This is a genomic window from Thermomonas sp. XSG, from assembly GCF_014678725.1.
GTDB lineage: Bacteria > Pseudomonadota > Gammaproteobacteria > Xanthomonadales > Xanthomonadaceae > Thermomonas.
Window position 1 is genome coordinate 1367372 of record NZ_CP061497.1, and the last position, 12627, is coordinate 1379998.

A 12627-nucleotide genomic window follows, 5' to 3' on the forward strand; every position below is an offset into this window, starting at 1 on the left:
AGACTGCCATGCATCCTTTGCCCCGAGTCACCCTCGTCACCGCCCTCGCCGCAGCGCTGGCCGCCTGTGCCAGCACGCCCCAGGAAGCCGCGCCGCCCGCCGCCCCGGCCGCGACCGCACACAACGCGAGCACCGCCAGGCAGGCCATCGCCAACCTCGCCTCGGCCTCCGGCAGCCTGGTCAGCGGCCGGCTGACGCTGGTGCCGATGGGCGACGGCGTGCACATCACCGGCGAGATCGGAGGGCTGCAGGCGAACAGCAGCCACGGCTTCCATATCCACGAGAAGGGCGACTGCAGCGCGGCCGATGCCAGCAGCGCCGGCGGCCACTTCAACCCCGCTGCGAAGCCGCATGGCCGCACCGGGCACGGCGCGCACCATGCCGGCGATGGCGACAACCTGGTGGCGGATTCGCAAGGCGTGGCGCGGGTCAACGCCCACTTCTCCGGGGTCAGCCTGGGCGGCGGCAGTGCCAACGACATCGCCGGCCGCGCGCTCATCGTCCACGCCAACGCCGACGACTACAGCAGCCAGCCGGCCGGCAACGCCGGGGCACGGGTGGCCTGCGGACTGATCCGGGTGACCGCGCCCTGAGCAGGGCATGACGGCAGCGCGCGCCGAAAGGCGCGCCTGCCTCAGCGCAGGCAGTCGCTGTTGCCGTCGCCGCAGTGGACGAACTGCACCGGCACGCCATGCACTTCCAGCACCGCCGCGTACTGGCGCTGGCGCGCCTGGAAGCGGATGTAGCCGCGCTCCAGCTTGCCGCTGTCGGTTTCTTGCGGTGCATTGCGCGCACGCCAGGCCTGCGGTGACAGCATCGCGATCCGCACCTCGCCGTCCCCATAGCGGGCCAGCGGTTCCGGCGGCGCGTCGAGCAGGAACTCCGCATCCTTATCCGCCAGCATCGGCCCGAGCAGCGCGTGCTCCAGCAGCGACCAAAGCGCATCCAGGCCAACGTTCTGGTACTGCATCGCCATCATCGCCAGCAGGTCGTGCAGGCTCAGGTAGCGGATGTGTTCGATCCGCGCACCCAGCCCGTCCTGCAGCGCCAGCGCCGCGTCAGCCTGGGCCATCCCGCAGTCGAACAGCTTGGACTCCAGCTGGTCCGCGGCCGCCGCCAGGCCCGGCCCGCGCAGCACGAATGGCATCACCCGCAGCCCGCCGCCGGCCAGCGCTGGGTCGCACTGCAGCGGCTGCGGCACGTCGCCCTGCGCGTCTGCACCGAACCCGATCACCCGCGCGCCCTGTGCCTGCCCCGGCGCGCGCTGCAGCAGCTCGAGGACGCGCTGGTGCAGTGGCCAGCCGGGGCGCAGCGCCTCGGCCGGATCGAAATGCGCCGCCATCAGCGCCAGCTCGCAGTCGGCCACGTCCGGGGTGAGCTTGGCCAGGTCTCGGCCCAGCAGCACGGCCACCTCCCCGGCGACATCCGCGGGCAGCGCGGCGCGCTCAGGCAGGCCGCCGTCGCGGAGCTCGATGGCGATGACGCCGCGGAATACGGCGGGGTCTGGCGCAGTGAACGACATGTTGAGTCCCGACTCGGAAGAGCAACGCTACACTCGACCCATTATGCCCGCGTCCGCGGGCCAGACCCGAGGTGAGCCCATGCAACACGGTCGTCCCGTCGCCATCCTGGGCGGTGTCCGCATCCCGTTCTGCCGCCAGAACACGGCCTATGCCGACGTCGGCAACCTCGGCATGTCGGTGCGCACGCTGGGCGCGCTGGTCGAGAAATTCGGCCTGCACGGGCAGCAGCTGGGCGAAGTGGCGATGGGCGCGGTGATCAAGCATTCGTCCGACTGGAACCTCGGCCGCGAGGCCGCGCTGTCCTCCGGCCTGTCGCCGCTGACCCCCGGCATCACCCTGCAGCGCGCCTGCGGCACCTCGCTGGACACGATCGTGCACATCGCCGGCAAGATCGCGACCGGGCAGATCGAAGCCGGCATCGGCGGCGGTTCGGACACGACGTCTGACGTGCCGATCGTGTACGGCAAGGCGCTGCGCCAGCGCCTGCTCAAGGCCGCAGCGGCCAAGACCTTCAAGGACAAGCTGGCCGCGTTCAAGGGCTTTCGTTTCGCCGAACTGAAGCCGGACTTCCCCGGCGTGGCCGAGCCGCGCACCGGCAAGTCGATGGGCGCGCACTGCGAAGACATGGCGAAAGAGTGGAACATCTCCCGCGATTCGCAGGACGAGCTGGCCGCCGCCTCCCACCACAAGCTGGCCGCCGCCTATGCGCGCGGTTTCTTCGATGACCTGGTGGTGAGCTTCCGTGGGGTCAACCGCGACAACATCCTGCGCCCGGACAGCAGCATCGAGAAGCTGGCCACGCTCAAGCCCGCCTTCGACAAGACGTCCGGCAAGGGCACCCTGACCGCGGGCAACTCCACCCCGCTGACCGACGGCGCTTCCGCCTGCCTGCTCGCCAGCGACGAATGGGCCGCGCAGCACGGCCACGAAGTGCTCTGCCACCTGCGCGATGCGCAGGTCGCGGCGGTGGATTTCGTCCACGGCGAAGGCCTGCTGATGGCGCCGACGATTGCGGTGGCGGAGATGCTCAAGCGCAACGGACTGGCACTGCAGGATTTCGATTTCTACGAGATCCACGAAGCCTTCGCCGCACAGGTGCTGTGCACGCTACGCGCGTGGGAGAGCGAGGAGTACTGCAAGACCCGCCTCGGCCTTGACGCACCGCTGGGCCGCATCGATCCCGCGAAGATCAACCCCAACGGTTCTTCGCTGGCGGCCGGCCATCCGTTCGCCGCCACGGGCGCGCGCATCGTCGCCACCGCCGCCAAGGAGCTGAAGCAGCGCGGCGGCGGCCGCTGCCTGATCAGCATCTGCACGGCCGGCGGGATGGGCGTGGTGGCGATCCTGGAGCGTTGAAACGCGGTCTCAGGCCGCAGCCAGCAGGCTGCGCGCCACCGCTTCGGCGGTCCTGATCCCGTCCACGCCGGCCGACAGGATGCCGCCGGCGTAGCCCGCGCCTTCGCCGGCCGGGAACAGGCCGCGCGTGTTGAGGCTGTGCCCATCCTTACCGCGGGTGATCCGCACGGGTGACGAGGTGCGCGTCTCCACGCCGGTCAACACCGCATCGTGCATGGCAAAGCCGCGGATCTGCCTGTCGAAGGCTGGCAGCGCTTCGCGGATCGCCTCGATCGCGTAGCGCGGCAGCGCTGCGTCCAGCGACCCCAGCCGCACGCCGGGCTTGTACGAGGGCAAGACCTGGCCGAACGCCCGCGAGGCGCGGTTGGCGATGAAGTCGCCGACCAGTTGCCCCGGCGCCTCGTAATCGCCACCGCCCAAGGTGAACGCCTGCGACTCCCAATGGCGCTGCAGCGCGATGCCGGCCAGCGGGCCGTCACCGTACGGTGCGAAATCCTCGGGCGTGATGCTGCAGACGATCGCCGCGTTGGCGTTGCGCTCGTTGCGCGAGTACTGGCTCATGCCGTTGGTGACCACGCGGCCGGGTTCGCTGGTGGCGGCCACCACGGTGCCACCCGGACACATGCAGAAGCTGTACACCGCGCGGCCGTTGCGACAGTGATGGACCAGCTTGTAGTCGGCCGCGCCCAGCAGCGGATGCCCGGCCTGCGGGCCGAAGCGCGCGGTGTCGATCAGCGCCTGCGGATGCTCGACGCGGAAGCCGATCGAAAATGGTTTTGCCTCGACGTACACGTCGCGCGCGTGCAGCATTTCGAAGGTGTCGCGCGCGCTGTGTCCCAGCGCCAGCACCACGTGGTCGGCGCGGATCTCTTCGCCGCTGGCCAGGACCACGCCGCGCACGTTGCGGGTGCCGGCGGCATCGGTCTCGACCAGCAGGTCATCGACGCGCTGGCTGAAGCGGATCTCGCCGCCCAGCGCTTCGATGGTGGCGCGCATTTTCTCCACCATCGACACCAGCCGGAAGGTGCCGATGTGCGGCTTGCTGACGTAGAGGATTTCCTCAGGCGCGCCGGCGGCGACGAATTCGGTGAGCACCTTGCGGCCGTAGTGCTGCTTGTCGCTGATCTGGCTGTAGAGCTTGCCGTCGGAGAACGTGCCCGCGCCGCCCTCGCCGAACTGCACGTTGGATTCCGGCGTCAGCACTTTGCCGCGCCACAGGCCCCACGTGTCCCGGGTGCGTTCGCGCACGGCCTTGCCGCGTTCCAGGATGATCGGGCGGAACCCCATCTGCGCCAGCACCAGCCCGGCAAACAGGCCACACGGCCCCATCCCGATCACCAGCGGGCGCAGCGGCAGCCGCGCGGGTGCCTGGCCGACGAACCTGTAGGTCGTGTCCGGCGTTGGCAGCACCTTGCTGCCCGACGGGTGCGGCGCATCCCGCAGGCACGCCAACAGCTCCGCCGCGCGCGGGGTGTCCACGTCGATCGCGTAGATCAACACGATCGCGCCGCGCCGGCGGGCGTCGTAGCTGCGCTTGGCGACGGCGTAGCCGTTCAGTTCGTGCGGGGCGATGCCCAGCCGCGCCACGATGGCGGCGGCCAGCGCGGCTTCATCGTGGTCCAGCGGCAGCTTGAGGTCGGTGATGCGCAACATGGGGAAGATCCGGAATTACTTCAGCGTGCGCTCGAACAGTTCGTAAATGCGCCGGTATTCGTCGTACCACGCGTCCGGATGGGTGAAGCCATGCCGTTCCAGCGGATACGGCGCCAGCTCCCACTTGTCCTTGCGCAGCTCGATCAGCCGCTGCGCCAGCATCACCGAATCCTTGAAGAACACGTTGTCGTCGATCATGCCGTGGGCGATCAGCAGGTGGTCCTGCAGGCCGTCGGCGTATTCGAGCGGCGAAGACCGCTTGTAGGCCTCGGGGTCGAGTTCGGGCGTGTTGAGGATGTTGCTGGTGTATTCGTGGTTGTACTGGGACCAGTCGCTGACCGGGCGCAGCGCGGCGCCGGCCTTGAACACGCCCGGCTTCTGGAACAGCGCGGCGAAGGCCATGAAGCCGCCGTAGCTGCCACCGTAGATGCCCGCGCGGTCGCGATCGCCCTGCTTGGTCTCCACCAGCCAGTCCAGGCCGTCGAGGTAATCCTCCAGTTCCGGCTTGCCCATCCAGCGGTAGATCGCGGTGCGCCAGTCGCGGCCGTAGCCCTCGCTGGCGCGGTAGTCGAGGTCGAGCACGATGTAGCCCTGGTCCACCAGCAGGTTGTGGAACATCTGCTCGCGGAAGTAGTTGGGGTAGCGCGCCGACACGTTCTGCAGGTAGCCCGCGCCATGCACGAACATCACGATGGGATATTTCTTGCCCGGCTCCATCTTCTCCGGGGCGTAGTACTTGCCCCAGATGGTGCCGGCGCCGTGCTTGCTGGGCACCTGCACGATCTGCGGCTGGATCCAGCTGCGCGCCTTGAAGTCGGCGCTGCGGGTGTCGGTGAGGCGGCGCGCTTCGCCACCGCCGGCGTCCACCACCGACAGTTGCGGCGGCAGGTAGGCCAGCGAATGGCGGACCAGCAGTTTGGTTTCGTCCAGCGAGGGCGTGAAATCCTCCACCCCGTCCAGCGCGGTCAGCTCGCGCACCTCGCCGCCGGCGGCGGGTACCTTGCAGACCTCGTAGTCGCCGGGTGCGCTACGGTTGCACAGGAACCGGAACGTGGCGCCATCGCGCGACACGCTGACCTGCGAGGCCTCCCAGCGGCCCTGGGTGAGCTGGCGCCGACGCGCGCCGTCGAACGTATAAAGATGCGAGAACCCGCTTTCCTCGCTGAGATACCAGAGCGTGCGGCCATCCGGCAGCCAGCCGAATTCGTTGAAGCCCCAGTTGATCCATGCCGGGTCGGTGAGCCGGTGGCGCGGTTGCAGGCGCGCGCCGTCAAGCTCGACGCTGGCGATCCAGCGGTCCTTGTTGTCGATGGCGCGCAGCATCACCGCCGCGTTGCGGCCGTCGGCGCTCCACTGCACATCGCCAACCTGCAGCGCGCGATTGCCCTGCAGGGCCGGCTTGCCGGCGGCCTTGCGCATTGCCGCCAGCGGGTCGACGGCGATACCGGGCAGCGGGTCGAACGCCAGCTCGGCCAGCTTGCCGGTGGCAAGGTCGGCCAGCCACAGCCTGTGCGGCACTGGATCACCGCGACCGACGCGGGTGCGCACGTCCTCGAACTCCTCGTAACCCGATTCGGTGACGTACATCGGCATCTTGCCGGCGCGTCCGCCGTCGGCGCCCTTCTCGCGGGTGACTGCCAGCAACCAGCGGCCATCCGGCGACAGCGCGGTGTCGGCGATCTCCACGCCCTTGCCCAGGTAGACCGGCGCCGGCGCGCGGGTCGGATCCGCCTTGCGCCAGTCGTCGGCCTGCACGCGCGCGGCGTCGCGGCGGGCACGGTCGTCGTTGAGGGTGGCGATCAGGCGCAGCTGGCGATCGCGCAGGTCATCGGCCTTGGGCGGCGTGCCCGGCGCGTCCTCGGCTTTCGCCACCGCGGCCTGCACCACGCCGCGGCCGTCCCAGCGATACCAGGCCTCGCCCGCGCGCCACACCAGCGCGCCGCTGCCGCTCCACTGCAGGCGCGAAGCGGCCTGGTTGTCGCGGGTCAGCTGCTGCAGCGCGCCGCCGCGCAGGTCGCGGACGAACACGTCGCCATTGCGGATGAAGGCGCTGCGGTTGCCCGCGGCATCGACCACCGCGCCATCGGCGTCGAGGTCGGCGCGCGCGGCATCGTCCAGCCGGGCAGTCGCCCCGCCTTCGATACCCACCCGCCAGGTGTCGCGGATGCTGGCGCCGTCCCGCTTCTGCAGGAAGTAGGCGGACTTGCCGTCCCAACTCCACCAGGCGCGCTCCACCGGGTTACCGATCCAGTCGGGGTCGGCCATCGCCTGGGTCAGGCTGACGCGCTCCGCGGCGTGCGCGGCGGGCAGGGTGGACAGCAGGGCGAACGCAAGCGGGAGGAGGCGCATGAACGGGTCCGGGGCGAAACGAATCGGGCAGCGTAGCAGCCGCTTTTCCACGCGCCTGTGCCGGATGTCCCGACAGCGGTTCCGCCGCAGCGCGCTTTACCGCACAATCCGTGATTGATTCCGCAAACCCGATTCCCCCGGATCGCGATGCTTGCCTTCGTCTACAAGAGCCTGAAAAAGGCCGATACCTATCTCTACCTCGCCACGCGCGACGATTTCGGCTGCCTGCCGGAACCGCTGCGCGCGCAGCTGGGCAACCTGCAGTTCGTGCTGGAAGTGGGGCTGACGCCGGAACGCCGGCTGGCACGCGAGAATCCCGACGTGGTGCGCAGCAACCTGACCAGCCGTGGCTTCCACCTGCAGTTCCCGCCCACCGTGATCGATCCGATGAGCGACGACTGGGGCACCGATGCCTGAACGCATGCCCGTGGCTGGCGCCGCGCTGCTCGCCCTTGCGCTGCTAGCGGCCGTCGGCGCGGGGCTCGTCGTCGATGGTCCCGCCCTCGCGCTGGCCTGGCTGGCACAGGTGCCGGCGGCGCTGGCCATCGCGCTGCTGCGTGGCAGCCGCGGCCGGCGGGCGCTGGCCGCCGATGCCGGCCGGCTGGCGCTGCTTTGGGGCGGCGGCTTCCTGCTGGCCGGGGCACTGCTGGCCTGGCCGCTGCTGCGGCTGCGCGAAGCCCCGTCGCTGGGACATGCGCTGGCGCTGGCCGGGTTGGCTGGAGCATTGCTGGTAGCGCTGTGGTGGCGCTGGCCGGACTGGCACACGCTGGAGCGCAGCGGTGGCAGCGCGCAGTCGCGCTTCGCTGCCCGCCAGGCGCAGGACCCCGCCGCCTGGCGCGGCCTGCTGCTGGGCGCGCTGCCCGTGTTCCTGCTGCTGGCCGGCGGCCTGCTGCTGGGCTGGCCGGGCCTGCTGGCCGGCAACGGCCGGCTGTTCGCCGGCATTGCCTACGCGCTGCTGCTGCCGCTGGCCCACCTCGCCCTGCAATCGGCGGCACCGGCCATCGCCCTGCATGGCCTGCCGGTGGTGGAAATGGACGCCGGCCCCGATGACGCCGCGACGGCCGGGGATGTCCTCGACAGCGAGCCGGCCATCGCACCGTTGCCGGCCGCGGACGAAGCGAGCTCCGCCGCCGAGCTCGCCGGCCTGGGCCGGCAGCTGTATGCGGCGGCACGGCTGGGCCGGGTCGAACGCGCGCTGGCGCTGCTGGCGGCCGGGGCCGACCCGCATGCGCCGCTGGAACCGGATGCGCGCGACCGCCGCAGCCTGCCGGTACTGGCCGCGGTGCTGCCGGACCTGCGCCTGCTGCGCGCGCTGATCGAGCGCGGCGTCGACGTCAATGCCATCCACGACGGCATGACGCCGCTGCTGGCCGCCACCCGCGACAGCTGGCACGGCCGCCCGGAAGCGGTGATGACCCTGCTCGCCAACGGTGCCGACCCGCGCATCGCCGACGCCGACGGCAACACCCCCCTGCACCACGCCGCACGCAGCTCCGACCCCGGCGTGGCCGCGCTGCTGCGCGACGCCGCCGCAGCCATCGATGCGCTCAACGGCGCCGGCCTGTCGCCGCTGGGCAGCGCCTGCGCCTGCGGCAACTGGCGTCTCGCGCGCTTCCTGCTGGAACGCGGCGCGCGCCCGGAACCCGCAGGCGGACAACCCGCCCTGCTGGCGGCGGCCGGCAGCGACGAGGACGATCCCGCCGGGGTCCTGCTGCTGCTGCGCCACAAGGCCAAGGCCAACGCCCGCGACGGGCGCGGCCGCAGCGCCCTGCACGAAGCCGCCGTGGCTGGCCACGCCGCCATCTGCCAAGCCCTGCTGGAAGCCGGGGCCGAAGTCGACGTGCGCGACGGCGAAGGCCGGACGCCCCTGCTGGAAGCCGCCCGCTGCGGCGCGCACGCGGCGCTGGAAGTCCTGCTTGCGGCGGGCGCCGACGCCGGCGCCTGTGATGCCGCCGGCGCCAATGCGCTGCACCTGGCCTGCACCGCGGAGGCACCCGCACCGGCACTGGTGCAACTGCTGCTGGCGCAGGGCGTGGATCCGCACGCTACCGATGCGCATGGTCGCAGCGCGGTGGACCTGGCCGAAGCCGCGGGCCGCTGGACGCTGGCGGCCCTGCTCGACCCCGGCCGCAGCCCGGCGGCGGCACCCGGCGAGGACGAACTGCCGCCGGAGCGGCCACCCTCCCTGCTGCTGCGGGAGGCGCTGCTGGAGGATGCCGACGCGACGCGCCTGCAGGGACTGGCGGCGCGACTGGAGCGCGAGGACTTCGACCGCCTGCTGGCCGATGCCGAAATCACCGACAGCCCCGCACGCACCGACTGGCTGCTGCGCCAGGGCGCCAACCCGGAGTACCGCCCCCCCGGCGCTCCCACGCCCCTCCGGGCCGCGCTACTCCGCGGTGAAGCGGGCATGGCCGCCGCCCGCCGGCTGCTGGCATACGGCGCCTCGCCGGCCGGTGCGGGTGGCCTGGCCGATTATCTGGCTGCCTGTCTTGAGACGCCCGCCGCCGACCCGGGCGGCGAAGCCTTCGCGCTGGAACTGCTGGCGCGCGGCGCCGATCCCTTCGCCGTCTCGAGCGCCGGCGAGCCGCCGCTGCTGCTGGCGGTGCGGCTGGACTGGCAGGCGCTGCTGCTGCAGTTGCTGGCCCACGGCACGGATCCCGATGCCTGCGATGGCCGCGGCATGAGTCCATTGCACTACGCCGCCAGTCTGGGGCGCCCGCAGATGCTGACCGCGCTGCTGGCCGCCGGCGCCGCGCCGGATCGACGCGCCGCCGATGGGCAGACCCCCTTGGGCATCGCCTTGGCCAGCGGCCGCCGCGACCTCGCCGACTGGCTGGACTGGCGCGGCTGGCCCCTGCCGCATCGCCCGCTGCGCGCCACCGACCTGCCGGCGGCTGCCATCACCGGCGATCGCGACGCGGTGCGCCGCCTGCTCGATCTGGGCTTTCCTGTCGACACCACCGACAGCCAAGGCTGCACCGCGCTATTGCGCGCCGCGGGTGGCGGACACCTCGGGCTGGTCGAAGACCTGCTGGCACGCGGCGCCGATCCCGGCCGCACTGCCAATACCGGCGCCACCGCCCTCTCCGCCGCAGTCAGCATGCGCCAACCCGAGATCGTCGAGCGCCTGCTGCAGGCCGGCTGCAGCCTGGAGCAGCGGCTGCCGGGCGAAGTCACCGTGCTGATGCTGGCCGCAGCGCTGGGCCTGCCGGAGCTGGTGGCGCGGCTGCTGCGCGCCGGCGCCGACCTGCACGCGGTCGATGCACAGGGCCAGACGCCCCTGCACTGCGCCGCGCTCTACGGCTTCACCGCGCGCGACCGCGCCCGCCTGCTGGCACTGCTGGACGGCCTGCTGCTGGCCGGCGCCGACCCCCACTTGGCGGCCAGGAACGGCACCACCCCGCTGCTGCTGCTGCTGGGCGCGCGTGCCGAGCCCGGCACGCCGAGCAGCGAAGACGTGCTGCTGGCCGCGCTGGACCGGCTGCTGGATGAAGACGTCCGGCTGGACGCCTGCGACGCGCGCGGCTACGGCCCCCTGCATCTGGCCGCACTGCATGGCCTGCGCCGCACGGTGCAGGCGCTGCTGCGCGCCGGCGGCGACCCCGCCCAGGCGGACGCGGCCGGGCGCACGCCGCGCGACGTCGCGCTCATGCGCGGCTACGTCGACATCGCCGCGGAGCTGGTCCCGCCGGTCGCGCCGCCGCCCTCTGGCGTCTCGATGGCACGCTTCCTGCGCGAGTAACGCAGCACCAGGCCACAGGGAAAAAAGCCCGCAGGCTTGCTCCGGTGGCGCGCAGCCGGCTGCGCTGCCGGACGCCCATGGAACACGCGCATCGCGCGCTGGTCCACCGTGCCGATCCCCGCTTGCGGGAAGAACGCAGAGCGCCAGCGGCTGCGCGAACAATGCCGCCGGGTCAGGCCTCAGGCGGCGCCGGAAGCGGCATCGTCGCGGGCGACCCCGGCATCCGCCTCGAACAGTCCGTCCAGCTCACGCCGCGCGTCACGGGTGGCTTGCAGCAGCGCGTCCTCGTCGTCCTGCAGCAGCCGCTGCTGCTCCAGCAGCGACTCGTCCCATTCGCGGAAACGGCGCGCCCGGTCCTCGGCCTGCTCGCGGTCCATGCCCAGCGCCACCAGCACCTCGCGGCCGATCTCCAGGCTGCTGCAGAAGGTTTCGCGCAGCGCCTGCGCGCCCAGATCCACCAGCTGCCACGCGTGCCGACGGTCGCGCGCGCGCGCGAACACCCGCGCCTCCGGGTAGTGCTTGCGCACCAGCCGCACCATCCGCAGGCTGGCCTCGACGCCGTTGATGGCGACCACGAAGATGCGGATCCGCGCGGCACCGGCCGAGCGCAGCAGCGCCAACCGGGTCGGATCGCCGTAGTAGATCTGGTCGGTGCCGATCTGCCGCGACAGGTTGACCTGTTCGATGTCCGGGTCGATCGCGATGAAAGCGATGCCCTGCGCGCGAAGCAGGCGGGCGATGATCTGGCCGAAGCGGCCGAAGCCGGCGATCAGCACCTGCGGATGGCGATCCTGCGGGATCGCATCGTACTCGCGCGCTTCCGAGACCAGCTTGTCGGGCAGCAGCCTCGAGGCCAGCATCAGCAACAGCGGGGTGGCCGCCATCGACAGGCCGACGATGGCGGTCAGGCGGTCGTGGGTGGCGGCATCCAGCAGCCTGGCCCGCGCCGCTTCGCCGAACACCACGAAGGCGAATTCGCCGCCCAGCGCCAGCACCGCCGCCAGCAGGCAGGCGCCGCGCCCGTCCAGCCGCCCCGGACGCAGGCCGAGCGCGAACAGCAGCAGCGACTTCACCGCCAGCAGTACCGCCACGCCGCTCGCGATCAGCAGCGGCTCCGCCATGATCCGCTGCACGTCGATGCCCATGCCCACCGCCATGAAGAACAGGCCCAGCAGGAGGCCTTCGAACGGCCGGATCTGCGCCTCCAGTTCGTGCCGGTATTCCGATTCGGCCAGCAGCACGCCGGCGAGGAACGCGCCCAGGCCAGCGCTCAGGCCCGCCATCTGCATCAGCCAGGCACTGCCAAGCACCACCAGCAGCGCGGCGCCGGTGAACACCTCCGGCAGGTCGGTGCGGGCGATCGCCCGGAACAGGTGACGTAGCAGGTAGCGGCCGCCGATCACCAGCGCCGCGATCAGCGCCACCGCGCGCACCACTTCGGTCCATTCCAGGCCCACGCTCTTGGCCTTGCCCAGCAGCGGGATGGCGGCCAGCAGCGGGATCGCCGCCAGATCCTGGAACAGCAGGATCGCGAAGGCGAGCCGGCCATGCTCGGTGGCCAGCTCCTTGCGCTCGGCCAGCAACTGCAGGCCCACCGCGGTGGACGACAGCGCCAGGCCCAGCCCCACCACCAGCGCCGCCTTCCAGCCCAATCCAGCCAGCATCGCCAGCCCGCCCAGCGCCAGCCCGCACAGCAGCACCTGCAAGCCACCGACCAGGAAGATCGGCTTGCGCATCACCTTCAACCGCGGCAGCGACAGCTCCAGCCCGATCACGAACAGCAGCATGACCACGCCGATTTCGCTGGCCGCCAACACCTTGTCCGGGTCGCGCACCAGCGCCAGCTCATGCGGCCCCAGCAGCACGCCGGCGGTCAGGTAGGCGAGGATCGCGCCCAGTCCGAAACGCTTGAACAGCGGCACCGCCAGCACCGCTGCCAGCAGGAATACAAGTGCCAGTTCCAGACCGCCGCTGTCCATCCGTTCCTATCCGTGCAGTTCC

8 protein-coding genes are annotated in these 12627 nt (G+C 71.6%); 4 read left to right on the top strand and 4 right to left on the bottom strand.

What is annotated here, in order from left to right:
* The first annotated feature begins 8 nt into the window (after nt 1-8).
* Nucleotides 9-593, top strand: a complete 585-nt coding sequence (locus ICG51_RS06485) for a superoxide dismutase family protein (protein ID WP_190282164.1) — start codon at nt 9-11, stop codon at nt 591-593.
* A 41-nt stretch (nt 594-634) separates the two neighbouring features.
* Here the strand turns inward: ICG51_RS06485 and ICG51_RS06490 are convergent, their stop codons facing one another.
* Entirely contained in the window at nt 635-1522 is an 888-nt protein-coding gene (locus ICG51_RS06490) for a hypothetical protein (protein WP_190282165.1), read from the bottom strand.
* A 79-nt stretch (nt 1523-1601) separates the two neighbouring features.
* Between ICG51_RS06490 and ICG51_RS06495 the strand changes: the two genes are divergently transcribed.
* On the top strand, nt 1602-2879 hold the full coding sequence (locus tag ICG51_RS06495) for an acetyl-CoA C-acetyltransferase (RefSeq protein ID WP_190282166.1): 1278 nt from the start codon (nt 1602-1604) through the stop codon (nt 2877-2879).
* 9 nt (nt 2880-2888) lie between these two features.
* Here ICG51_RS06495 and ICG51_RS06500 read toward each other — a convergent pair whose 3' ends face one another.
* A complete protein-coding gene (locus ICG51_RS06500; protein ID WP_190282167.1) occupies nt 2889-4532 on the bottom strand; it encodes an FAD-dependent protein in 1644 nt (547 codons plus the stop codon).
* A gap of 15 nt (nt 4533-4547) precedes the next feature.
* Nucleotides 4548-6881, bottom strand: coding sequence for a S9 family peptidase (locus ICG51_RS06505; protein WP_190282168.1), 2334 nt, complete (start codon nt 6879-6881; stop codon nt 4548-4550).
* A gap of 147 nt (nt 6882-7028) precedes the next feature.
* Here ICG51_RS06505 and ICG51_RS06510 point away from each other — a divergent pair, with 147 nt between their 5' ends.
* Together ICG51_RS06510 and ICG51_RS06515 are read left to right on the top strand one after the other, a co-directional pair.
* Entirely contained in the window at nt 7029-7298 is a 270-nt protein-coding gene (locus tag ICG51_RS06510) for a YcgL domain-containing protein (protein WP_190282169.1), read from the top strand.
* On the top strand, nt 7291-10626 hold the full coding sequence (locus ICG51_RS06515; RefSeq protein ID WP_190282170.1) for an ankyrin repeat domain-containing protein: 3336 nt from the start codon (nt 7291-7293) through the stop codon (nt 10624-10626). The genes ICG51_RS06510 and ICG51_RS06515 overlap by 8 nt, the downstream gene beginning before the upstream one ends.
* A gap of 179 nt (nt 10627-10805) precedes the next feature.
* Here the strand turns inward: ICG51_RS06515 and ICG51_RS06520 are convergent, their stop codons facing one another.
* Complete coding sequence (locus tag ICG51_RS06520) at nt 10806-12605, bottom strand: monovalent cation:proton antiporter-2 (CPA2) family protein (RefSeq protein WP_190282171.1); 1800 nt, start codon at nt 12603-12605, stop codon at nt 10806-10808.
* Nucleotides 12606-12627: the final 22 nt, after the last annotated feature.

Bases quoted from the DNA above. Each gene is read 5' to 3' on its own strand.
- ICG51_RS06500 (WP_190282167.1), bottom strand. From the start codon at position 4,532: ATGTTGCGCATCACCGACCTCAAGCTGCCGCTGGACCACGATGAAGCC.
- ICG51_RS06515 (WP_190282170.1), top strand. From the start codon at position 7,291: ATGCCTGAACGCATGCCCGTGGCTGGCGCCGCGCTGCTCGCCCTTGCG.
- ICG51_RS06485 (WP_190282164.1), top strand. From the start codon at position 9: ATGCATCCTTTGCCCCGAGTCACCCTCGTCACCGCCCTCGCCGCAGCG.
- ICG51_RS06505 (WP_190282168.1), bottom strand. From the start codon at position 6,881: ATGCGCCTCCTCCCGCTTGCGTTCGCCCTGCTGTCCACCCTGCCCGCC.
- ICG51_RS06490 (WP_190282165.1), bottom strand. From the start codon at position 1,522: ATGTCGTTCACTGCGCCAGACCCCGCCGTATTCCGCGGCGTCATCGCC.
- ICG51_RS06510 (WP_190282169.1), top strand. From the start codon at position 7,029: ATGCTTGCCTTCGTCTACAAGAGCCTGAAAAAGGCCGATACCTATCTC.
- ICG51_RS06495 (WP_190282166.1), top strand. From the start codon at position 1,602: ATGCAACACGGTCGTCCCGTCGCCATCCTGGGCGGTGTCCGCATCCCG.
- ICG51_RS06520 (WP_190282171.1), bottom strand. From the start codon at position 12,605: ATGGACAGCGGCGGTCTGGAACTGGCACTTGTATTCCTGCTGGCAGCG.